At 66.8% G+C, this 23,207-nt stretch carries 19 protein-coding genes; 12 read left to right on the top strand and 7 right to left on the bottom strand.

Translation table 11 applies throughout. The features are described from left to right. Positions 1-95: 95 nt before the first annotated feature. The 4 genes from TSB10P1A_RS13245 to TSB10P1A_RS13260 all read right to left on the bottom strand — a co-directional run bounded on the left by TSB10P1A_RS13245 (position 96) and on the right by TSB10P1A_RS13260 (position 4,541). A complete protein-coding gene (locus TSB10P1A_RS13245; RefSeq protein ID WP_186388388.1) occupies positions 96-1,208 on the bottom strand; it encodes an ATP-dependent RecD-like DNA helicase in 1,113 nt (370 codons plus the stop codon). A gap of 67 nt (positions 1,209-1,275) precedes the next feature. Then, a complete protein-coding gene (locus TSB10P1A_RS13250) occupies positions 1,276-2,307 on the bottom strand; it encodes a 4-hydroxyproline epimerase (protein WP_186388389.1) in 1,032 nt (343 codons plus the stop codon). A gap of 29 nt (positions 2,308-2,336) precedes the next feature. Beyond that, positions 2,337-3,581, bottom strand: a complete 1,245-nt coding sequence (locus TSB10P1A_RS13255) for an FAD-binding oxidoreductase (RefSeq protein WP_186388390.1) — start codon at positions 3,579-3,581, stop codon at positions 2,337-2,339. Positions 3,582-3,647: 66 nt separating this feature from the next. Further along, positions 3,648-4,541, bottom strand: a complete 894-nt coding sequence (locus TSB10P1A_RS13260; protein WP_186388391.1) for a dihydrodipicolinate synthase family protein — start codon at positions 4,539-4,541, stop codon at positions 3,648-3,650. A gap of 277 nt (positions 4,542-4,818) precedes the next feature. Between TSB10P1A_RS13260 and TSB10P1A_RS13265 the strand changes: the two genes are divergently transcribed. Then, positions 4,819-5,535, top strand: coding sequence for a GntR family transcriptional regulator (locus TSB10P1A_RS13265; RefSeq protein WP_186388392.1), 717 nt, complete (start codon positions 4,819-4,821; stop codon positions 5,533-5,535). 148 nt (positions 5,536-5,683) lie between these two features. Next, complete coding sequence (locus tag TSB10P1A_RS13270; RefSeq protein WP_186388393.1) at positions 5,684-7,555, top strand: DUF262 domain-containing protein; 1,872 nt, start codon at positions 5,684-5,686, stop codon at positions 7,553-7,555. A 28-nt stretch (positions 7,556-7,583) separates the two neighbouring features. Here the strand turns inward: TSB10P1A_RS13270 and TSB10P1A_RS13275 are convergent, their stop codons facing one another. Next, positions 7,584-8,264, bottom strand: coding sequence for a GntR family transcriptional regulator (locus TSB10P1A_RS13275; protein WP_186388394.1), 681 nt, complete (start codon positions 8,262-8,264; stop codon positions 7,584-7,586). A gap of 146 nt (positions 8,265-8,410) precedes the next feature. Here TSB10P1A_RS13275 and TSB10P1A_RS13280 point away from each other — a divergent pair, with 146 nt between their 5' ends. Next, on the top strand, positions 8,411-9,574 hold the full coding sequence (locus TSB10P1A_RS13280) for a pyridoxal phosphate-dependent aminotransferase (RefSeq protein ID WP_186388395.1): 1,164 nt from the start codon (positions 8,411-8,413) through the stop codon (positions 9,572-9,574). A gap of 99 nt (positions 9,575-9,673) precedes the next feature. On the opposite strand, the gene ctrA is transcribed toward TSB10P1A_RS13280, so the two are convergent. Beyond that, complete coding sequence (ctrA, locus tag TSB10P1A_RS13285) at positions 9,674-10,363, bottom strand: response regulator transcription factor CtrA (RefSeq protein WP_067218837.1); 690 nt, start codon at positions 10,361-10,363, stop codon at positions 9,674-9,676. A 384-nt stretch (positions 10,364-10,747) separates the two neighbouring features. Here ctrA and fliI point away from each other — a divergent pair, with 384 nt between their 5' ends. The 4 genes from fliI (at position 10,748) to TSB10P1A_RS13305 (ending at position 13,553) form a co-directional block, all read left to right on the top strand. Further along, entirely contained in the window at positions 10,748-12,073 is a 1,326-nt protein-coding gene (gene fliI, locus TSB10P1A_RS13290; RefSeq protein ID WP_186388396.1) for a flagellar protein export ATPase FliI, read from the top strand. Positions 12,074-12,102: 29 nt separating this feature from the next. Next, entirely contained in the window at positions 12,103-12,513 is a 411-nt protein-coding gene (fliJ, locus tag TSB10P1A_RS13295) for a flagellar export protein FliJ (protein ID WP_186388397.1), read from the top strand. Positions 12,514-12,638: 125 nt separating this feature from the next. Continuing rightward, positions 12,639-13,112 carry an acetyltransferase gene (locus TSB10P1A_RS13300; protein ID WP_186388398.1) on the top strand — a complete coding sequence of 158 codons (474 nt, stop codon included), beginning with the start codon at positions 12,639-12,641 and terminating at the stop codon, positions 13,110-13,112. 3 nt (positions 13,113-13,115) lie between these two features. Further along, complete coding sequence (locus TSB10P1A_RS13305; RefSeq protein WP_186388399.1) at positions 13,116-13,553, top strand: paraquat-inducible protein A; 438 nt, start codon at positions 13,116-13,118, stop codon at positions 13,551-13,553. 9 nt (positions 13,554-13,562) lie between these two features. On the opposite strand, the gene TSB10P1A_RS13310 is transcribed toward TSB10P1A_RS13305, so the two are convergent. Then, positions 13,563-14,687, bottom strand: coding sequence for a DUF2336 domain-containing protein (locus TSB10P1A_RS13310; protein WP_186388400.1), 1,125 nt, complete (start codon positions 14,685-14,687; stop codon positions 13,563-13,565). Positions 14,688-14,958: 271 nt separating this feature from the next. Here TSB10P1A_RS13310 and TSB10P1A_RS13315 point away from each other — a divergent pair, with 271 nt between their 5' ends. The 5 genes from TSB10P1A_RS13315 to TSB10P1A_RS13335 all read left to right on the top strand — a co-directional run bounded on the left by TSB10P1A_RS13315 (position 14,959) and on the right by TSB10P1A_RS13335 (position 23,205). Then, complete coding sequence (locus TSB10P1A_RS13315; protein WP_186388401.1) at positions 14,959-16,551, top strand: aldehyde dehydrogenase (NADP(+)); 1,593 nt, start codon at positions 14,959-14,961, stop codon at positions 16,549-16,551. 118 nt (positions 16,552-16,669) lie between these two features. Further along, positions 16,670-19,159 (top strand): mechanosensitive ion channel domain-containing protein, encoded by a 2,490-nt coding sequence (locus TSB10P1A_RS13320; RefSeq protein ID WP_186388402.1) that lies wholly within the window; start codon positions 16,670-16,672, stop codon positions 19,157-19,159. A gap of 379 nt (positions 19,160-19,538) precedes the next feature. Further along, the gene (locus TSB10P1A_RS13325; protein ID WP_305849900.1) at positions 19,539-21,143 is read left to right on the top strand and encodes an ABC transporter substrate-binding protein; all 1,605 of its coding nucleotides are present in this window, start codon (positions 19,539-19,541) and stop codon (positions 21,141-21,143) included. Between the two features lie 123 nt (positions 21,144-21,266). Next, positions 21,267-22,274, top strand: coding sequence for an ABC transporter permease subunit (locus TSB10P1A_RS13330; protein ID WP_186388403.1), 1,008 nt, complete (start codon positions 21,267-21,269; stop codon positions 22,272-22,274). Between the two features lie 13 nt (positions 22,275-22,287). After that, a complete protein-coding gene (locus TSB10P1A_RS13335; protein ID WP_186388404.1) occupies positions 22,288-23,205 on the top strand; it encodes an ABC transporter permease subunit in 918 nt (305 codons plus the stop codon). Positions 23,206-23,207: the final 2 nt, after the last annotated feature.

Consider the following 23,207-nt stretch of genomic DNA (forward strand, 5'->3'; position numbering starts at 1 on the left):
GCAAGCCGCGCCCGCGACGCCAGTGCGGGACGCCAAGAGGCGAGGGCGAAAGTGGAAAACGGCGACAGCCGGGCCGGACCTGGCCGGGCTCGCGCTCAGCGCACCACGGTGATGCGCTGCGCGGCGCGGGTCACCGCCGTGTAGAGCCAGCGGTCGCGATATTCGCGGAAGGCCCAGCTCTCGTCGAACAGGACGACGTCGTCCCATTGCGAGCCCTGCGCCTTGTGGACGGTCAGCGCATAGCCGTAGTCGAACTCGTCGGAGCGACGCTTGAGGGCGTAGGGGATCTGGTCCGCGCCCTCCTCGAACAGGCCGGGCAGCACCTTGACCTGCACCCGGCCCTTGCCGGCGGCCTCGTCCTCCGGGCGCACGTCGAAGCGCAGCGTGTTGCCCTTGGACGGGCGCAGCCGCGCCACGGTCCACAGCCCGCCGTTGAGCAGGCCCTTGGCCTTGTCGTTGCGCAGGCACACCAGCTTGTCGCCGACCGCCGGCATCGGCGTCGTGTAGCCCTTCAGCTCGCGGATGCGGCCATTGTAGAGCCGCCGCGTGCGGTTGGTGCCGACCAGCACCTGGTCGCTGGCGAGGATCGCGGCGGCATCGATCTCGCGGCGCGAGATGATGCGGCTGTCGCCGTAGCGCCCCGCCTCCAGCTCGCCGCCCTCGCGGATCAGCATCGACATGTGGACGATCGGATTGTCGCGCGCCTGGCGGTGCACCTCCGACAGCATCACGTCGGGCTCGGCCTCGGTGAAGAAGCCGCCGCCCTTGACCGGGGGAAGCTGCGCCGGATCGCCGAGCACCAGCACCGGCGTGCCGAAAGAGAGCAGGTCGCGGCCGAGATCCTCGTCGACCATCGAGCATTCGTCGATGACGATCAGCTTGGCCTTGGAGGCGATGCTGTCGCGGTTGATCGAGAAGCTGAGGCTCTCCTCCTCGTCCTCGCTCTCCTCCTTGCGACCGCGCGGCCGGTAGATCATCGCATGGATGGTGGTGGCGTCGACGCAGCCCTTCTGGCGCAGCACATGCGCGGCCTTGCCGGTGAAGGCGCCGAAGGCGACATCGCCGTCGATGCCTTCCGCCAGATGGCGGGCGAGCGTCGTCTTGCCCGTGCCGGCGAAGCCGAACAGGCGGAAGACCTGCTTGTCTTTCGATTTCAGCCAGCGCGCCGTCTCGTCGAGCGCGTGCCGCTGCTGGGGCGACCAGTCCATGAAGCGAATCGGATCCCGAGTTGGTTCGCTTCCTTCCTACAGGCTTCGCGCCCGCCTGTGCACCCGCTTAGGGGCGCGGATAGAGCTTCACCCCCGTGCCAGTGACCGAAAAGCCGGTCATGTAGGGGTCGCGCTCGTCCAGCGTGATCGTGGAGGTGCCGGTCTTCACCGCCCAGCCCTCGATGGTGGGCACGATGGCCGGCCGGCCGCCGACGGTGGTCTCGGACTTCACCCCGCCGGTGAACAGCGAGCCGATGACGCTCTCATGCACGAAGCGGTCGCCGACCTTCAGCCGGCCGCGCGCCTGCAACTGGGCAAGGCGGGCCGAGGTGCCGGTGCCGCAGGGGCTGCGGTCGATGGCCTTGTCGCCGTAGAAGACGGCGTTGCGCGCGTCCGCCCCCGGCTGGGTCGCCGGGCCCGTCCACTGGATATGGCTGATGCCGCGGATGCGCCCGTCCTCCGGATGCACCATCTCGTATGCCTCGTTGAGCGCGGCGCGCAAGGGCGGGCTGATCGCCACCAGCCGGTCGATATCGATGGCGCCAACACCCGCGAAATTGTCCTGCGGCTCGATGATGGCGTAGAAATTGCCGCCATAGGCGACGTCGAAGGTCAGCCGGCCGAGCTCCGGGCAGTCGATCTCAAGATCCTGCGCTGCCAGGAACGAGGGAACGTTGGTCAGCCGCACGGAGGCGACATGCTCACCCTCCATCTCGTAATCGGCAAGCACCAGACCGGCCGGCGTTTCGAGCCGCGCCTGGCCCGGCGTACGCGGCACCAGCAGCCCCTCCTCGATCGCCATCGTCACGGTGCCGATGGTGCCGTGGCCGCACATCGGCAGGCAGCCGGAGGTCTCGATATAGAGCACACCGATATCGCAATCCGCGCGCGTCGGCGGATAGAGGATCGAGCCGGACATCATGTCGTGGCCGCGCGGCTCGAACATCAACCCGGTGCGGATCCAGTCGTAGCGCTCAAGGAAATCCGCCCGCCGCGCCAGCATGCTGTCGCCGGCAAGATTGGGTCCTCCGCCGGCAACGAGCCGCACCGGATTGCCGCAGGTGTGTCCGTCGATGCAGAAGAACGTATGCCGCGCCACGGCTGCCTCCTCGAGAAAAGAACCGTCTGTCAGAACCTGTCGACCGCGTAAGGGGCAAGGTCGACGGAGGGCTGCTCGCCGGCGACGAGCGCGGCGACGAGTTCGCCCGTCACCGCTGCCTGCGTCAAGCCGTGATGGGCATGGCCGAAGGCATGGATGAGGCCGGGGATCCGCCGGCTTGGCGAGATCACCGGCAGGCTGTCGGGCAGCGAGGGGCGGAAGCCCATCCACCGCTCGCCGGTCGTCGCATCCAGCTTCGGCACCACCTTGCCGGCACGGGCGACCAGCGCATCGACGCGCCGCCAGTCCGGATCGGCGGACAGCCCGCCGAACTCCCCCGCCCCGCCGATGCGCAGGCCGCTCGCCAGCGGCGACAGCACGAAGCCGTAGCCGGCCAGCATGATGAAGCGGCGGAAGGAAACGCCCGGCTCGGGCACGGTGATGTTGTAGCCGCGCTCGGTGTCGAGCGGCACGTCCTCGCCGAGGCCGGCGGCAAGCCGCCGCGACCAGGCGCCGCAAGCGAGCACCACATGCGGCGCCCGGCGCACCGGCCCTTCGCGCAGGCGCAGGATGACGCCCTCGCCGCAGCGCGCCAGCGCCACCACCTCGCCCTGTTCGATGGCGCCGCCGCGCGCCCGCACATGGGCGGCAAGATCGAGACACAGCCCGTGCGGATCGTCCACCTGCACCCAGCCGGGAAGGAAGGCGCCGCCAACGACCGTGGGGCCCAAATCCGGCTCCATCTCGCGCAGCTCGGCACCGCTCACCTCGCGGACCTCAATGCCGTGGTCGCGCTGCAACTGCCAGCCGGAGCGGGCGCGGGCGACTTCACCCGGCTTGTCGAAGACGTCGAGACAGCCCTCGCGCTTGACCCGGCCAAGTGTCCCGCTGCCCTGCCACAGCCGCTCCCAGGCCGGCAGCGCCGCACCATTGAGCGCGGCGATGGCGGAAATCGACCGGCGCCAGGCGGCCGGCCGCGAAGCCTGCATGAAGCGCAGCATCCAGGGCAGGATGGAGAGGGCATAGGCGGGGCGGATGGCGAGCGGGCCGAGCGGATCGAGCAGCCAGCCCGGCGCCTTGCGCCAGATACCGGGCGAGGCGAGCGGGGCGACATCGGTCCAGGCGACGGCGGCGGCATTGCCGCGCGAGGCGCCGCTGCCCGGCGCGTCCCGGTCGATCACCGTCACCGCATGGCCGCGCGCCAGCAGCACCGCCGCCGTGGCGAGGCCGACGATGCCGGCACCGATGATCGTGACCTCGGATCTGTCGCTCATGCGCTCATCCTGTCCCGGGGCGCGCCCCGCCTGTTGCACGGATCCACCAAGTGGATCCGCAGTGCCTCAGAGCGTCGGCAGGGTCGGCCGGACCGCCAGCGCGGCGCGGATGATGCCGTCGACCCGCTCGGCCTCGGCACCCGACAGCGCCATGCGCGGCGCCCGGCAGCGGTCGTTGGAGCCGATCGCATGCACTTCGGCGCGCTTGATGTTCTGCACCAGATTGGTCGAGACATCGAGATCCAGCAAGGGGCGGAACCAGCGGTAGATCGCCCGCGCCTCCTCGATGCGGCCGGCCTGCGCCAGCTTCCAGATCGCCACCGTCTCCTTCGGGAAGGCGACGACGAGGCCGGCGACCCAGCCGGTGGCGCCCATCACGAGGCTTTCCAGCGCCAGGTTGTCGACGCCGGTGAAGACGTCGAACCGATCGCCGAAGCGCGAGATCACCTCGCTGACGCGGCGGATGTCGTCGGTGGACTCCTTCATCGCCACGACCAGCGGCTCGGCGGCCAGTTCCTCGAACATCTCCAGCGTCACGTCGACGCCATAGGCGACCGGGTTGTTGTAGATCATCGACGGCAGGCCGGAGCCGCGGGTGACCGCGAAGAGATGTGCCAGCGTCTCGTGCGGGGCCGAGCGATAGGGCACGCCGGGCAGCACCATCAGCCCGTCGGCGCCGGCCTTGGCCGCGGCCTGCGCGGCCGCGACCGCGCGGCGCGTCGAGCTTTCGCACACGGTCATCAGCACGGGGCGGCTGCCGGCCACCGACTTCGCCAGCTTGAGGATCTCGAGCTTTTCGTCTCCCTCGAGCGCCATCGCCTCGCCGAGCGAGCCGCAGACGATCAGCCCGTCGACGCCCGCCCCGACCTGCAGCGCGAAGCAGCGCTCCATCTCGGCCATGTCCAGCCTGTCGTCGCTGGTGAACTTGGTGGTTACCGCCGGAAAGACACCGCGCCACATGATCGAAACTCCCTTGCCGTCATCTGATATATCAGTTGTCGGATGCACATTCCCATGCGGCTTTCTTTCTGTCAACAACTGATATATCAAGAGGAGGCAGTGTGGTGAATTTGAGATAGGCCTCATGTTGGCAGCACCCTCCAGGGCGTGTTTCAAATTCGAAAACTGCGCTGGAAACGGAACTCGCTCGTCACCCTGTTGGCTCTGAAGTTCGCTCAAGGCACGCCGCGAGATGTGACGAACTTCAGCTTCGGGTGACCGGCCAGAGGAGAGCGCCATGACAGCCAGCCCCGCCGGAGGCGGCCGCGCCGCCGACACCGCCGAGCCCGCCGCCGCAAGCGGCCAGGAGGGAGAGGAAAGCCGCGCCGCCCGCGCCTATCGCGCGCTGGAGGAGCAGATCGTCACGCTCGGCCTTGCGCCCGGCACGGCGATGACGGAAAGCCGCATCGCGGCGCTGCTCGACATGGGCCGCACGCCGATCCGCGAGGCGATCCAGCGCCTCGCCTGGGAGGGGCTGGTGACGATCCGCCCGCGCCTCGGCATTCTCGTCGCCGAAATCAACCCGGCCGATTTCGCCCGCGTGCTCGAGGCGCGGCACGGGCTTGAGATCCTGCTGACCGGTTCGGCCGCGCATCTGGCCAGCCGCGACGAGCGCGACCGGCTGGCCGACTGCGCCCGCGCCATGCGCGATGCCGCCGCCAAGGGCGATGTCGCCGCCTTCCTGCGCGAGGACAAGACCTTCGATGAAATCGTCGCGGTCGCCTCCTGCAACCCCTTCGCCGCCCGCGTGGTGGCGCCGCTGCAGAGCCATTCGCGGCGGTTCTGGTTCCGCTATTTCGGCGAGAGCGACCTCAACTCCGCCGCCTGGCACCATATGGAACTGATGCAGGCCATCGCCTCTGGCGACGTCGCCCTCGCCCGCGCCCGCGCCGACGACCTGATGCACTATCTCCGCCGCCAGGCGATGACGCTGACGGGCGGGCTGGAGCGGTAGGGGGGATCTTGCCTTGACGCAAAAAACACATGAAACTTATTACGGAAGCTGACACAAGGAGACACTTCGGCAGCATGCTTCAGGAAGAGGATCTGAAGTTAATTGTTAAAATTCCGTTTTCAATTTAAAATTTAAATGAGGCGCACAGATGCCAAGAGTTGAATTTGACAGCACCAAGAAACCGCTTGATGATTTACTAAAAAGAGCCCGCGATGGACAGATTCAACTTCCGGACTTTCAAAGAGGTTGGGTTTGGGACGACGAAGGATTAAGGAGCCTCTTGGCGTCCATTTCCAGGTCCTTTCCTGTTGGCGCGGTGATGACGCTACAGACAGGAGGAGATGTTCGTTTCAAGCCTCGTGCGATCGAAGGCGCCCCTGAGGCAAGCCAACAGACTTCGCCGGAGTCACTGCTTCTCGACGGACAACAAAGAATTACCTCTCTTTACCAGACGACGATGAGAAAAGACGTCGTTGACACGATAAACAGCAAGAAACAGAAGATAAAAAGATTCTATTATATTGATATGGAGATGGCATTGCGTGACGAATCTGATAGGTTCGACGCGATCATTGGCCTGCCAGAAAGCAAAATAGAGACGAAGAACTTTGGCAAGGACGTTATTCGAGACCTGTCCTCCGAGACATCTGAATTCCAGCAAATGATGTTTCCGACCAATAGTATATTTGACTGGAATCATTGGCAAACCGGCTTTGTCGCCCACTGGAAATACGACGGTGACAAAACACAGTTCTGGTTCCGGTTCTTGAACGAAGTTCTGACGGCCTTTCATCAGTATCAAATGCCGGTAATAGAGCTCGGCCGACGAACCAGTCGCGAGGCCGTATGCCTCGTCTTCGAGAAAGTAAATACCGGAGGAAAGAAGCTTGATGCCTTTGAGTTGCTTACCGCAATATATGCGGGAGAAGAAGAAGGATTTCACCTGCGCGACGAGTGGTCGGTAATATTGCAGGGGCTACGAGCCTCGATTGCGCTGAAAGATCATCCATTAACGCGTGTTGAGCCGACAGAGTTCTTTCAAGCTTTGTCTCTTTTGTACACACGTGACCGCCGCGCGAGTCACATTGCCGAGCATCGAACTGGCGACGCTCCGGCAATTAGTTGCACCAGAGAAACGCTTCTCAATGTGCCGCTCTGGGCCTACAAGAAATATTCTTCGAAGCTTGAAGAAGGCTTCCGTAAAGCTGGGAAATTCCTGTTCAGTCAGAATATTTACTGGTTCAGGGACGTTCCCTATAAATCGCAGATCGTGCCGCTCGCTGCGATCTTGGCAGAACTCGGCGACAAATGGGAGCACGATCCAGTTCGAAAGAAGCTATCAAATTGGTATTGGTGCGGCGTCTTCGGCGAACTCTATGGTGGCGCGATAGAAACACGTTTTGCGAAAGACCTTTCTGACGTTCTGTCCTGGATAGACGGCGGCAACGAGCCAACCACTGTCAGAGACGCAGGGTTCCGAGCAGAACGCTTGAATACCATGACATCGCGGCTTTCCGCTGCCTACAAGGGCATTCACGCGCTTCTGATGAACGAAGGTGCACGCGACTTCCGCTCTGGACAACCTTTCATCCATACTACCTACTTTGACGAAGCGGTCGACATCCATCACATATTCCCGCGAGCATGGTGCCAAAAAGAGGGTATCAAGCGAGAAGCTTTCGATAGCATCGTAAATAAGACTCCGCTCAGCTACAGAACAAATCGTGTGATTGGAGGCGATGCGCCCTCGCGGTATCTGGCAAGGCTGCCCGAAAAGGGTGGTGCAGCGGACACGGACATTGATTCCTATCTTGCTTCCCACCTGATAGATCCAGCACTGTTACGGCAGGATAGTTTTGACGAATTCTTCGCGCGACGTCGAGAAGCCCTGCTGCTTCTCATAGAAAAAGCGACAGGAAAACCCGCCTACCGTGAGGCGCTTCCCGAGGAGCCTCTCGAGGAGCCTCTCGAGGAGATCATTCCATATGAAGATGATGAAGAAGAAGATACTGAATTTTAAAGTACTTTCATAATATTTCTATGCCCCCCTACCCCCGCAACGCCGCCAGCAAGGCCTTGCCGGCTTCCTCGATATGGGTGCGCAGGATCTCCTGCGCGGCCTCCGCATCGCGGCGGCGGCAGGCGGCGAGGAGTTCGCGGTGCTCGCGGTCGGAGCGCACCGCATAGTCGAGCTGGCGGATGGCGATGCGCAGGTAGCGGTCCGCCGCATCGTGCAGCAATGAGATATGCGCGAGCAGGCGCGGCCGGCCGCAGGCCTCGTACAGCGTCATGTGGAAGCGCTTGTTGAGCGCGCCGAACGCCTCGATGGGTGCGGTTTCCAGTTCGCCCTGGATGCTTTCCGCCCGGTCGATCCGGCTCTCGGTGAGTTCGGGGATCGCGTGGCGCAGGGCAAGACACTCGGCCAGCACCCGCATCTCGTGGATCTCGGCGAGATCGCGCGCGTCGATCGCCGCGACGCTGGCGCCGCGATTGCGGACCATCTCCACGAAGCCTTCCGCCTGCAACAGGCGCAGCGCCTCGCGCACCGGCATGCGGCTGACGCCATAGGCCTCGGCAATCGTCTCCTGGCGCAGCGGCTGGCCGGCGGCGAGCTCCCCGGAAATGATCCGCGTGCGCAGCCGGTCGGCGACCGCCTGCGTCTGGTCGCGGTCCCTGGCGCCCGCCGTCTGCCTCCCCTGCCCGCTGTCGCCCGATCCGCTCGCCGTCATGATCCGTCTGCCTGTCTTGCCTGTTGGCAGCAAGGCGAACCGCGCGCGTCGCCGCGACCCACCCTGATTCCCCGCCTTCGACAATTGACATAGCCCGGCAAGTTCTGCATTCAATATCTTTAATTGGATCCAATATGGAGAATCGTATGACAGTTTCTCGCCTGCGCCACATCCCCGGCATCAATGTCGACAAGATGGGCAATGCCGCCGACGCGCTCGATGATCCGGTCATGCTGCGGCTGGAGAACCTCGACACGGATATCGCCCCGCCGCGCGCCGCGCTGGAGGCGACCCGCGCCGCGGTCGATGCGGACGCGGCCAACAGCTACCTGCCGTTCCTCGGCATCCACGCCTTGCGCGAGGCGGCCGTCGCCCGGATCAAGGCCGACACGGGCGTCGCGTATGATCCGGAAGGAGAATGCATCGTCTCGGCCGGCGGCCTCTCCGGCATTCTCAACGTGCTGCTGGCGATCCTGGAGCCGGGCGACGAGGTGATCATCACCGATCCGGCCTATGCCGGCCTGCTCAACCGCATCCGCCTGGCCGGCGGCGTGCCGCGCCTGGTGCCCTTGACGGTAGCGGAGGGCGGCTGGCGGCTGGACCTCGACGCGCTGGCCGCGGCCCGCTCGGACAAGACGCGCGCGGTGCTGACCATGAGCCCGTCGATGCCGTCGGGCATCGTCCACACTCTTGAGGAATGGCAGGCGATCTGCGATCTGGTGCGGCAGACGGGCGCCTGGCTGCTGCACGATGCGGCAATGGAGCGCATCCTCTACACCGATACGCCGGTTCTGCATCCGCTGCAGTTTCCGGACATGCGCGAACGCACGGTGACCGTCGGCAGCGTCTCCAAGGAATACCGGATGATCGGCTGGCGCGTCGGCTGGATCGTCGGCCCGCGCGAGCTGATGAACGATGTCGGCCTCGTCAGCCTGTCCAACGTTGTCTGCCAGGTCGGCATCGGCATGCCGGGCGCGGCCGCCGCGCTGACGACCGATGACGACGGGGTGGCGCAGGCGACCGCCCGCTGGCGCGCAAGGCGCGACCTGATCCTCACCGAGCTCGCCGACCTGCCCTGCGTCAGGCCCGATGGCGGCTGGTCGCTGCTGATCGACACGGCCGCGCTCGGCCTGCCGCCGGAGCGGGCCTCGGCGCTGCTGCTGGACAAGGGACGGATCGCCGCCACCGCGATGACCGGCTGGGGCGCGCCGGACCGGGCCGGGCGCTACCTGCGCCTCGTCTTCGCCAACGAGCCGCGCGCCCGCCTTGCCGGGATCCGCGAACGCTTCCGCGCCGCCTGGGGGTTGTGAGGCGCGGCGCAATACGACACAGGCCGAAACGACGAAGGCCCCGCCGGACGGCGGAGCCTTCGATCACATCTCGAAACCTCGGATGCGGGAGAGGCCGGCTCAGGCCGCCTTCTCTTCCGGCTCGCGCAGCACATAGCCACGGCCCCAGACGGTCTCGATATAGTTCTTGCCCGACGTGGCGGCCGCCAGCTTCTTGCGCAGCTTGCAGATGAACACGTCGATGATCTTCAGCTCCGGCTCGTCCATGCCGCCATAGAGATGGTTGAGGAACATCTCCTTGGTGAGCGTCGTCCCCTTGCGCAGGGAGAGCAGCTCCAGCATCTGGTATTCCTTGCCGGTCAGATGCACGCGCTGGCCCGAAACCTCGACCGTCTTGGTGTCGAGATTGACGACCAGGTCGCCCGTGGTGATGACCGACTGGGCATGACCCTTCGAGCGGCGCACGATCGCATGGATGCGCGCGACCAGCTCGTCCTTGTGGAACGGCTTGGTCATGTAGTCGTCGGCGCCGAAGCCGAGACCGCGCACCTTGTCCTCGATGCCGGCAAGGCCGGACAGGATCAGGATCGGCGTCTTCACCTTGGACACGCGCAGCGTCCGCAGGACCTCGTAGCCCGACATGTCGGGCAGGTTGAGGTCCAACATGATGATGTCGTAATCGTAAAGCTTGCCGAGGTCGATGCCTTCCTCGCCAAGATCCGTCGTATAGACGTTGAAATTCTCGGACTTGAGCATCAGCTCGATGCTCTGCGCCGTGGCGCTGTCATCCTCGATCAACAGGACACGCATGCCAATCCCCTATGTCTGCCTATCCTGGGCAAGCCGCGCCGGCCGATACGCTCCCGGTGCTAAGGACTGCGGTTAACCTCGACTCACTGTGTGAGACAATGGTTAACAAATTCTGATTCACACCTGCAAGCGCCGATGAGGCCAGTTTGGAAAACTTTTCCAAATGCTTGAAAATTCAATGGAAATCCTTTCCATAAAATCTTCAAGTGTCACATTAAGAAGCCGCGGCAAACGACTCAGGTGACTCAACCTCTACGCCGAACGCGGGACCCAGGATGGCTCACCATCCATGAACCCTCGTGACTAAGATTAACCAAACTCGTAAATGATAGGTTACCGTATCCTGGCTTTTGGGGACCTTCTTTACCGAGCCTTGAGGATCAGATGGACCCGCTCTTCGCCGAACTCGAAGCCCTGATGCCCGCCGAGATCTACGGACGGGTGGTCGCCGTGCAGGGTCTGCTGGTCGAGGTCGCCGGCCCCGTGCACGAGATGAGCGTCGGCGCCGTGCTGGCCGTGGAGAGCGGGGAGAACGGCCCGGCCGTGCCGGCCGAGGTGGTCGGCTTCCGCGACGAGCGGGCGCTGTGCATGCCCTTTGCCGGGCTGGAGGGCGTGCGGCTCGGCTGCCGCGCCGTGCTGATGGCGCGCGAGAGCCTTGCCCATCCGTGCGAGGCCTGGCTCGGGCGCGTCGTCAACGCCATGGGCGAGCCGATCGACGGCCTCGGCCCCCTGCCCGCCGGCGGCGAGCCGCGGCGGCTGCGCAGCCCCCCGCCGGCCGCCGGCGAGCGCGGCCGCGTCGGCCCGCCGCTCGACCTCGGCATCCGCGCGCTCAACACCTTCGTCACCTGCTGCGAGGGCCAGCGCATGGGCATCTTCGCCGGCTCCGGCGTCGGCAAGTCGGTGCTGATGTCGATGATCGCCCGCAACATGGCCGCCGATGTCGCGGTGATCGGCCTGATCGGCGAGCGCGGCCGCGAGGTGCAGGAATTCATCGAGGACGACCTGGGGCCGGAGGGCCTTGCCCGCTCGGTCGTCGTCGTCGCCACCTCCGACGAGAGCGTGCTGATGCGGCGCCAGGCCGCCTATCTGACGATGACCGTCGCCGAATATTTCCGCGATGCCGGGCGCAACGTCATGTGCATGATGGACTCCGTCACCCGCTTCGCCATGGCCCAGCGCGAGATCGGCCTGTCGATCGGCGAGCCGCCGACCTCCAAGGGCTACACGCCGACGGTCTTCACCGAACTGCCCAAGCTGCTGGAACGCGCCGGACCGGGCCGGCCGGGATCGGGCTCGATCACCGGCCTGTTCACCGTGCTGGTAGAGGGCGACAACCACAACGAGCCGGTCGCCGACGCGGTGCGCGGCATTCTCGACGGCCATATCGTCATGGAGCGGGCCATCGCCGAGCGCGGCCGCTATCCGGCGATCAATGTGCTGAAATCGGTCTCGCGCACCATGCCGCGCTGCGTGCCGGAACCGGTCCAGCCGGTGCTGCGCAAGGCGCGGGCGCTGATGGCGACCTATTCCGACATGGAGGAGCTGATCCGCCTCGGCGCCTATCGGCGCGGCTCGGACCCGGTGGTCGACGAGGCGATCTTCCGCCACGACCGGCTGGAAACCTTTCTCGGCCAGTCAAAGGGCGATGCAAGTACGATCGCCGAGGGCTATAGTGAACTTGCCAACCTTTTGGAAATGACTCTCGCTTAAGTTGGCCTGCGCAACGGGAGTACTGAGTAATGAAGTCGCGTGAGAGTCTCATTCGCCTGAAGCAGTTTCAGGTCGACGAGCGTCGTCGCCAACTGGCCCAGATCGAGTCGATGGTCGACGAGTTCAAGCGCATGGCCCGCGAGCTGGACGACCAGATCCTCGCCGAGCAGGAGCGCGTCGGCATCACCGACGTGACCCACTTCGCCTATCCGACCTTCGCCAAGGCCGCCGCCCAGCGCCGCGACAACCTGCTCAACTCGGCAGAGGAGTTGAACGGCCAGCTCGAGGCGGCACGCGAGGACCTGCGCGAGGCTCTGGAGGAGCTGAAGAAGTTCGAGCTGCTGGAAGAGCGCGACCAGATCCGCGAGCGCCAGGAGCGCGAAGCGGCCGAGCAGGACGATCTCGACGAGGTCGCCTCCCGTCGCAAGACCCGGATCTGAGCACCGCCGCCCGCGCGCGGCCCGCGACCGGCTCGGAACACTCTCCCGCCACACTTTCCCAAAGGGCCCGCAGCGCGGGCCCTTTTGCATTTGCGCGAAAGATCGCCGCATGGGATAGCAGCGCCATGTGGACGATACGAGACGCAAGCGCGGGCGAAAGCGCAACGGCCATCGCGATCTGGCGGCGCGCGGTCGCGGCAACCCACGATTTCCTCACCCCGGAGGACTTCGCCGAGATCGAGGCGATGGTGCGGGGCTTCCTGCCGGAGGTGCCGCTGACCTTCGCTGTCGACCGGGACGGCACGGTGGCCGGCTTCATGGTGCTGAGCGAAGGTCATCTCGACGCGCTGTTCATCGATCCGGCCGCCCATGGCCGGGGCGCGGGACGCGCGCTCGTTGCCCATGCGCTGGCGCGGTTTCCCCGCCTCGTGACCGATGTCAACGAGCAGAACGCGGGCGCTGCCGCCTTCTATGCCCGCCTCGGCTTCACCGTCACCGGCCGCTCGGAACGCGACGACCAGGGCCGGCCCTATCCGCTGCTGCACCTGGTGCATGAGGCGGCCGATGCCGCCGCGGATGCGGCCTTGCAGGACGGCTGAACCATGCGCCTCGTCCTTGCCCTGCTGCTGCCGGCGGCCACAACCTGCTTCATCCTCGGCCTGACCCTGCCGCTGATCGAGCTGGAGCGCTTCTATTTCCTCACCGACCGACCGGCGCTGCTGGCTCTCGTTTCCGGCCTGTGGCGCGACGGAGAGACGCTGCTCGCGGTCGTGGTGGGCCTGTTCTCCATCGCCTTTCCGGCGGTCAAGATCCTCGCCCTGCACGTGGCGGCGGTGGCCGGCCGCTCGGGGATCGGCCACGCCTTGATGCATGCGCTCGGCAAGTGGTCGATGATGGACGTGATGCTGGTGGCGCTCGTCGTCTTCGCCGCCAAGACCAGCGGCCTTGCCTCGGCGATCACCCTGCCCGGCCTGTGGTTCTATGCGGCGGCGACGCTGACGACCGCTCTCGCCGCGGCCATCCTTGCCCGCAGCCGCTGAGCGCAGGGATCAGGAAAGCGGTGCCCCGTTCGGCCGGTGGCTGCGCGGCTGCGCCATGCCGCCCCCCGCGCCGCCCCCTGCGCCGATGCCCGTCCCGCTGCCCGTCCCGCTGCCCGCCTCCACGGCCGGCTTCGAGCGGCGATAGGCATCGAGCCAGCGCATTGCCTGGGTCTCGGGAATGCCGAGGTGGCGGCAGCGCAGATGCGCCAGCGCCAGGAACACCTGGTCGGAGGTTCCCGCGACCCGGCACAGGCCGATCAGCTCGTCGATGCCGGCCTGGAACACCGCCCGCTGCACCGCGCCGACGCTCTCGCGCGTGCGGCGCGACAACAGGTCGAAGGCATCGCCCTGCCGCCCTTCGGCCAGCAGCACCAGCACGATCGAGCCGAAGCTGTAGGTGCCGTCCTGCACCAGCCGCCAGGCCTCGTCGACGTCGCAGGACTCCATGAACAGGTTGTATTTCGTCCGCAGTTCCTCGCTGTCCAGATCCGGCGCCGACAATTCGCGCGGATCGGCGCCGCTGAGGATCGCCTCGAGGCGCGCCCGGGTCGGGGCGTTGACATGCGGCAGCAGCCACTCGCAGATCAGCGGCGTCAGATCGCCGCGCACTGCGACGCTCTCCCGCAGGCGGGTGTCGGACAGCGCCCGCTTGGCCAGCGTCCGCAGCGCCCAGTCCGACAGGCCGCTGCGCCGGTTCTCCGCCACCGCTCGCCACACCCTGGTCGGCCCGCGCTCGACCAGCGCATCGGACACCCGGCAGGGCAGGTCGGCGCGGCGGGCCACCGCCAGCAGATGGCTTTCCGGCATCCGCCGGGCGATCTTGACGAGATCGGCCTCCGTCAACGCCGGACTGAGCTCGAGCATCGGCGAGGCGACCAGGATCTCGTCCGTCGCCAGCCGGTAGGCGATCGGATGCGGCGTCTGGCTCCAGGGCGCCATCCGCTTCGACAGATGCGCCCGGTCCTTCAACCCGGCGTCGTCGAGCAGCTTCATGATGATGTCGCTGAAGAGCCGCAGTTCCGCGTCGCTGTGCTCGCCGACGCGCTCCAGAAAAAGGTCCGCCACGCGCTGCAGCAACCTGCGGCGCGCCTCGCGAGTCGTGGTGCGAGCGAGCTTCAACAGTTCGTTGAGCATCCGGTTTCCTTCTGCGGCCGGATCAGCCTGACACGGGATGGTTACCAATCCCTTGTCGGTCGAGGCGTGGTTTCGAGCGATCCGGTCGTTTCCGGCCGGCCTCGCCCCATCCGGCCACCCCTGCCGCCACCCCTGCCGCGCCGATTGCCGCCGGCTGCCCTCGCACTGCGGATCGACTGGTTGATTTCATTCTGATATATCACTAGTCGAGTACTCGGGGCGATACGTTGCCCGAAACCCGCCTGCCAACCCCGACGCGCTGGAGATACCCATGCCGAACGGTCATCACCTTGTTGCCGGCGACTGGATCGCCGGAACGGGTGCGTTTCACGCCCTCGACCCCGCAACCGGCGAGCAGCTCGCCCCGGCCTTCGCGGAGGCCGACGCGGCCCTAGTCGACCGCGCGGCCCGCGCCGCCGAGGCCGCCTTTGCCGACTATGCCGCCCGTCCCGTCGCCGAGCGCGCCGCCTTCCTGCGCCGCATCGCCCGCGAGATGGAGATCGACGGCCCCGCCATCGTCGCCCGCGCCATGCGCGAGAGCGGCCTGCCGGAGGCCCGCCTGACCGGCGAGCTCGGCCGCACCACCGGCCAGTTGCGCTTCTTCGCCGACTGGATCGAGGCCGGCCACTGCTTCGACGCCCGCATCGACACGGCGCAGCCGGACCGCACGCCGCTGCCGCGTCCCGAGATCCGCTCGATCCTGCGCCCGCTCGGCCCCGTCGCCGTCTTCGGCGCCTCCAACTTCCCCCTCGCCTTCTCGACCACCGGCGGCGACACCGCCTCGGCGCTCGCCGCCGGCTGCCCGGTCGTGGTCAAGGGCCATCCCGCCCATCCCGGCACCGCCGAACTGGTCGCCCGCGCCGTCGCCGCCGCGATCCGCGCCTGCAACATGCCGGCCGGCACCTTCTCGCTGCTGCAGGGCGCGGGCCATGCCTCGGGCGCAGCTCTCGTCGCCCATCCGCTGATCACCGCCGTCGGCTTCACCGGGTCGCTGCGCGGCGGCCGGGCGCTGTTCGACATCGCCGTCTCGCGGCCGCAGCCGATCCCCTTCTATGGCGAACTCGGCTCGATCAACCCGGTCTTCGCCCTGCCGGCGGCGCTCGCCGCACGCGCGGCGACGCTCGGCGCAGACTGGGCCCGCTCGCTGACGCTCGGCACCGGCCAGTTCTGCACCAATCCCGGCGTCGTGGTGGCGCTGGAGAGCGAAGGGCTGGAGGCGTTCCTGTCCGCCGCCGACGCGGTGCTTGCCGGCATGCCGGCGCAGGCCATGCTGACCCCCGCCATTGCCGGCGCCTATCGCCGCGCCGTCGGCACCCGGGCGCAGGATGCGGCGCTGTCGGCACGGATCTCCGCCGCGCCGGCCGGCGAAGGCCCCGGCGCCTGTCACGTCACGCCGGCCGTGTTCGAGACGACGGCCACAGCCTTCCTTGCCTCGCACGCCCTGCAGGAAGAGGTCTTCGGCCCGGCGGCCGTGGTCGTGCGCTGCCGCAGCGAGGACGAACGGCTCGCCGTCGCTGCCGCCCTTGAAGGCCAGCTCACCGCCACCCTGCTGCTGGAGACGGCGGACGAGGCCGACATGGCGATTGCCCGCAAGCTGGTTCCGGTGCTGGAGCGCAAGGCCGGCCGCCTGCTCGCCAACGGCTTTTCCACTGGCGTCGAGGTCTGCCATGCGATGATGCATGGCGGCCCCTATCCCGCCTCCACCGACACCCGCTCGACCTCGGTCGGATCGCGCGCGATCCTCAGATTCCTGCGCCCCGTCGCCTATCAGAACCTGCCGGCGGCGCTGCTTCCCGAAGGCATCGGCGAGGATGCCGCAGGACCCCGTCTGGTTGACGGAACGCCCCTATCGGGTAGGAGTTAGGGGAACCCTCCGGGAGGAGGCGGCCATTCCTGCCGCCTCCGCCACCGCTCGCCATGCGGTCCCGTCCTCATCTTCCGGGCGAGGCAGGGACGCCGGCGCGGCACAAGAAGGAAGCCGCATGCCCTTCCACGGACGCCTGACCCGTCTCCTCACCCTCCTGTTCGCCGCCGTTCTGCTGCTGTCGGCCGCCCATGTCGGACCGGGCTTCGCCCAGACTGGCCAGCAATCCGGCCAGCAGCCGGGCGGCGCCGCGACAGGTCAGGCGCCCGGTCAGGCGCCAGGTCAGGCAGGCAGCCAGGCGGACGGCGCAGGGGACGCGGACCCGCAGGCCGGCGCCCGCCAGGACGCGGAAGCCTTGATCCGCCTGCTGCAGGATCCGGGCGCCCGCGACGCGCTGATCGACTATCTGCGAAACGCCCCGCCGACCGCAGGCACGACGCCGCCGCCGGCAGCGCCCCCCGCCCCAGCAACCGACACGGCAACCGACACGGCGGCAGCGGCGGAGGCTGAGGAGGCTCCGGCGGCCGAGTTTCCGCGCCAGCCGACCCATATTGCGCTGCGCATCGCCGCCGCGACCCAGAACGTGCTCGGCGAGGGCATGGTCTATGTACAGCGGATCGCCCGCTCCTTCACCTCGCTGCCGACCGCGCTCGCCTACAGCGCCGGCGCCAACTGGGAGCGTGTCCAGAGCATCGTGCTGCGGCTGGCCGTGCTCGCCTTCGCCGTGTTCGCGATCGTCTCGCTGCTGCACCGGCTCGCCGACCGGCTGTTTGCCCGGCTGATCGGCGACGGCAGCTCGGTCACGGTGCTGCGGCGCGTCGTGCTGCTGGTTCTCCATCTCGTGGCGGAGGCGATCGTCGTCGCCATCGCGCTCGGCGCCGGCTATGCGATCGCCCTTTATACCGGCGACACGAGGGGCCGCGTCGAACTGGTGGAATCGCTGTTCCTCAACGCCTTCTTCTTCACCCAGGTGGCGAAGGTGCTGACCCGCTTCGCCCTCAGCCCGGAATTCACCATCCTGCGCCTCGTCCCGCTCGACGACGAACAGGCTCTGTACTGGCGGCGCTGGCTCTTCGTCATCTACAACCTGCTCGGCTACGGGACGATGGTGGCGGTGCCGCTGGTCGCCAGCAACATCTCCTTCCTGCTCGCCGATTCGCTGCGGATGATAATCGTGCTGGCCAGCGTCGCCATCGCGATCGTCGCGATCCTGCGCAATCGCCAGGACACCCGCGAGCGGATCCTCGCCTATGCCGAACGCCAGTCCAACGTCGTCGCCACCGGCCTGGTGGAGGTCGCGGCCCGCATCTGGCACCTGGTCGCCATCGTCTATGTGCTGATGCTGCTCGGCGTCTGGCTGTCCCGCCCGTTCGACGCCGTCACCTTCATGGTCCGCGCCACCGGCCTGTCGGTGCTGACGGTGATGGTCGGCACCATCGTCTCGCTGGCGTTGACCCGGACCATCGCCGGCGGCGTGCACCTGCCGCAGAACATCCACGAGCGGCTGCCGATGCTGGAGCGGCGGCTCAACACCTTCGTGCCGAGGGTGCTCTCGCTGGTCCGCCTCGCCGTCTTCGTCGGCGTCGTGCTCGGCATCCTGCACGCCTGGGGCACGGTCGACGCCCTGTCCTGGTTCCACTCCAGCGACGGCCAGGACCTGGTCAGCCGGCTGGCCTCCGCCGGCATCATCCTCGGTATCGGCTTCCTGATCTGGCTCGCCGTGATGTCCTGGGTGGACCTGCGCCTCAATCCGCGCGGCCGGTTGCCGACCTCGCGCGAGAAGACGCTGTTCAACCTGTTCCGCAACGCCTTCTCGATCCTGCTGCTGGTGATGATCGCGCTGCTCACCCTGTCGGAGATCGGCGTCAATATCGGCCCGCTGATCGCCGGTGCCGGCGTCTTCGGCCTTGCCATCTCCTTCGGCTCGCAGAAGCTGGTGCAGGACATCATCACCGGCGCCTTCATCCAGTTCGAGAACGCCATGAACGAGGGCGACGTGGTCACCCTGGGCGGCGTCACCGGCACCGTGGAGAAGCTGACGATCCGCTCGGTGCGCCTGCGCGACATCGACGGGGCCGCCCACATGATCCCCTTCTCCACCGTCGACCGGGTGGCGAACTTCATGCGCGGCTGGGCCTATCATGTGGCGGCGATCGGCGTTGCCTATGACAGCGACCTGACCGAGGTGAAACTGGCGATGCATGCCGCCTTCGACCGGCTGATGCAGACCGACTTCAAGTCCGAGATCCTCGAGCCGCTGGAGATGCACGGCATCACCACCTTCGGCGACAGCGCCATCACCGTGCGCGCCCGCATCAAGACCCGCCCCGGCTCGCAATGGTCGGTCGGGCGTGCCTATAACGAGCACATCAAGGCGGTGTTCGACGAGCGCGGCATCGAGATCCCGTTCCCGCAGGTCACCTATCACATGGCCGACAGGGCCCCGGCGGTCGAAGGCGGCAGCCTCGTCGCGCCGGCGGCGCCGGTGCAGGCGGCGCCTGGCGCCCTCGACACGCCGGGGCCGGCAGAGGCCGGTGCAACGCCCAAGCCCGCCCGCCGGCGGCGGCGCAAGAAGCCCCAGGACGTGCCGTCCGAGGACGATGTGTGACGGACGGCGACGCTGAGCCGGGTCCTCCCAGGACCCGGAGGCGACGACCCGCAGGCGGGCGCTCCTCACCGGGAGCATGGAGGCGCCCCGCCGCCACGCGGCATTCCGCAGGTTGTGGTTTTCCCCTTCACGTGAGCGTTGCGGTTGCCGTGAGGTGGCGTAAAGTAAACACCGCCTGCGCGCCCGTGCGCGACGGCCTTCCCGCACGGCGCCTGTTCGGGATTTTTCTTCCCATTTGCGATGAAAATAGAAACCATCATTCTGTTGTAAGCCTGTGCAGGCGCTATTAATGTGCCCACAAGGCCGTCCCGCAGGAAAACAGACTTCCCCAAGGGAAGATAAATCGGGGCGCGCCGAATCTTCAACTGGGAGAGTATCCATGATCATCCGCCGCAGCATGAAGGCCGCCCTTCTGGGCGTCAGCCTCGCCCTGTTCGCGACCGGCGCCGCCTCCGCCAAGAATCTCGTCTATTGCTCGGAAGGGTCGCCGGAGGGCTTCGATGCCGCCCTCTTCACCGCCGGAACCACCTTCGACGCCTCCGCCAAGCCGATCTACAACCGGCTGGTCGAGTTCAAGCGCGGCACCACCGAGGTCCTGCCGGGCCTGGCCGAGAGCTGGTCGGTCTCCGACGACGGTCTGGAATACACCTTCACCCTGCGCCAGGGCGTGAAGTTCCACACGACGCCGTATTTCACGCCGACCCGCGACTTCAACGCCGACGACGTGATCTTCTCCTTCCAGCGTCAGGGCGACAAGAACCACCCGTGGAACGCCTATACCGCCGGCGCCTCCTGGGAATATTTCGACAGCATGTCGATGCCCGATCTCATCAAGGAGATCGTCAAGGTCGACGACCATACGGTGAAATTCGTGCTCAGCCGGCCGGAAGCGCCGATGATCGCCAATCTCGCCATGGACTTCGCCTCGATCCTGTCGGCCGAATATGCCGACAAGCTCGCCGCCGACGGCAAGATGGAGATGATGAACCAGGAGCCGATCGGCACCGGTCCGTTCTCCTTCGTCGGCTACCAGAAGGACGCGGTCATCCGCTACCAGGCCTTCGCCGACTACTGGGGCGGCAAGCAGCCGATCGACAACCTGATCTTCGCGATCACGCCGGACGCCTCGGTGCGCCTGCAGAAGCTGAAGGCCGGCGAGTGCCACGTGATGCCCTATCCGGCACCGGCCGACCTCGCCGACATCAAGGCCGACGCCAACCTGACCCTGATGGAGCAGGAAGGCCTCAACGTCGGCTATCTCGGCTACAACACCCGGATCGCCCCCTTCGACAATGCCAAGGTCCGCAAGGCCCTCAACATGGCGATCAACAAGCAGGCGATCCTCGACGCGGTGTTCCAGGGCGCCGGCCAGGCGGCCAAGAACCCGATCCCGCCGACCATGTGGTCCTATAACGAGGCCATCGTCGACGATCCCTATGATCCGGAAGCCGCCAAGAAGATGCTCGAGGAAGCCGGCGTCTCGGGTCTCAAGATGAAGGTCTGGGCGATGCCGGTGCAGCGCCCCTACAACCCGAACGCCCGCCGCATGGCCGAACTGATCCAGGCCGACTTCGCCGAGGTCGGCGTCGAGGTCGAGATCGTCTCCTTTGAGTGGGGCGAGTACCTGAAGCGCTCGACCGAGCTCGACCGCGACGGTGCCATCCTGCTCGGCTGGACCGGCGACAACGGCGATCCGGACAACTTCCTCGCCGTGCTGCTCGGCTGCGACAGCGTCGGCAGCGCCAACCGCGCCCAGTGGTGCGACAGGACCTTCGACGATCTGATCCAGAAGGCCAAGGTCACCGCGGACAAGGAAGAGCGCACCAAGCTCTACGAACAGGCGCAGGTCGTGTTCAAGGAGCAGGCGCCGTGGGCCACCATCGCCCATTCGGTCGTGTTCATGCCGATGTCGGCCAAGGTGTCCGGCTATGTCATGGACCCGCTCGGCGGCCACTGGTTTGACGGCGTCGACATCGCCGAGTAAACCGCGCGCGCCGCGGTCTCTCCGCTCCGGCTGCAAGGTCCGGGGCGGAGATGCCCGGCCAACGCCATCCCGCACCGGCCCGGATCTCTTCCGGGGCCGGTGCGGTCGTTTTGGACACGCCCGATGATCCGTTTCCTGTTCGCACGCCTGGCGCTGCTCGTCCCGACCTTCATCGGCGTGACGATCATCGCCTTCGGCTTCATCCGCCTGCTGCCCGGCGATCCGGTGCTGCTGCTCGCCGGCGAGCGCGGCCTCAGCCCCGAACGCTACGCCCAGTTGATGGAGCAGTTCGGCTTTTCCAAGCCCGTCTGGCAGCAATATCTCGACTATCTCGCCGGCGTTCTCACCGGCGATCTCGGCAACTCCATCGTCACCAAGAAGCCGGTCTTCGACGAATTCATGGCGCTGTTCCCGGCGACCGTCGAACTGGCGATCTGCGCGATCATCATCGCGGTGGCGCTCGGCATCCCCGCCGGCATCCTCGCCGCCGTGCGCCGCGGCTCGGTCACCGACCAGGCGATCATGGGCACCGCGCTGGTCGGCTATTCCATGCCGATCTTCTGGTGGGGCCTGCTGCTGATCATCCTGTTCTCCGGCATCCTGCAATGGACGCCGGTCTCGGGCCGCATCTCGCTGATGTACTTCTTCCCGCAGGTCACCGGCTTCATGCTGATCGACAGCCTGCTGTCCGGACAGAAGGGCGCCTTCCAGTCGGCGGTCAGCCACCTGATCCTGCCCTCCCTGGTACTGGCGACGATCCCGCTCGCCGTGATCGCCCGCCAGACCCGCTCGGCGATGCTGGAAGTGCTGGGCGAGGACTATGTCCGTACCGCAAGAGCCAAGGGCCTGGCGCCGCTGCGCGTCATCGGCCTGCACGCGCTCAGAAACGCCATGATCCCGGTGATCACCACCATCGGCCTGCAGGTGGGCGTGCTGCTCGCCGGCGCCATCCTCACCGAGACGATCTTCTCCTGGCCGGGCATCGGCAAGTGGATGATCGACAGCATCTCCCGCCGCGACTATCCCGTAGTCCAGGGCGGCCTGCTGATGATCGCGCTGATCGTGATGATCGTGAACCTGACGGTCGACATGCTCTACGGGCTTGTCAATCCGCGCATCCGTCACACCTGAGCCGGGGCCGACCATGACCGACACACCCGTTTCCACCGCCGCCGTCGAGGCGGAAAGCCGCAACGCCACCCGCAAGATGCTGGCGGAGTTCTGGTTCTACTTCTCGCGCAACCGCGGCGCCGTCGCAGGCCTCGTCGTCTTCGGCGCCCTGGTGCTGGTCGCGCTCGCGGCCCCGCTGGTCGCCCCGCACCATCCGGACATGCAGTATCGCGACAGCTTCCTGACCCCGCCGGCCTGGGCGCAAGGGGGCAAGGCCGCCTTCCTGCTCGGCACCGACGCCGTCGGCCGCGACATCCTCTCCCGCCTGATCTTCGGCGCCCGCTTCTCGCTGTTCATCGGCCTGGTGGTGGTCACGATCGCGCTCACCGGCGGCATCGTGCTCGGCCTCGTCGCCGGCTATTTCCGCGGCTGGGTCGACACCGTGATCATGCGGGTGATGGACGTGATCCTCGCCTTCCCCTCGCTGCTGCTGGCACTGGTGCTGGTCGCCGTGCTCGGGCCCGGCCTTGGCAATGCGATGATCGCCATCGCCATCGTGCTGCAGCCGCATTTCGTCCGCCTGACCCGCGCCGCCGTGCTGGCCGAGCGCAACCGCGACTATGTGGTGGCCGCAAGGCTGGCCGGGGCCGGCCCCCTGCGGCTGATGTTCAAGACGATCCTGCCGAACTGCCTGGCACCCCTGATCGTGCAGGCGACCCTGTCCTTCTCCAACGCCATTCTCGACGCGGCCGCCCTCGGCTTCCTCGGCATGGGCGCCCAGCCGCCGACCCCCGAATGGGGCACGATGCTGGCGGAAGCGCGCGAATTCATCCTGCGCGCCTGGTGGGTGGTCACCTTTCCCGGCCTTGCGATCCTGATCACCGTGCTCGCCATCAACCTGGTCGGCGACGGCCTGCGCGATGCCCTCGATCCGAAGCTGAAGCGGAGCTGACC

It is taken from the genome of Stappia sp. TSB10P1A, assembly GCF_900185725.1.
In the GTDB taxonomy this organism is placed as follows: Bacteria; Pseudomonadota; Alphaproteobacteria; order Rhizobiales; family Stappiaceae; genus Stappia.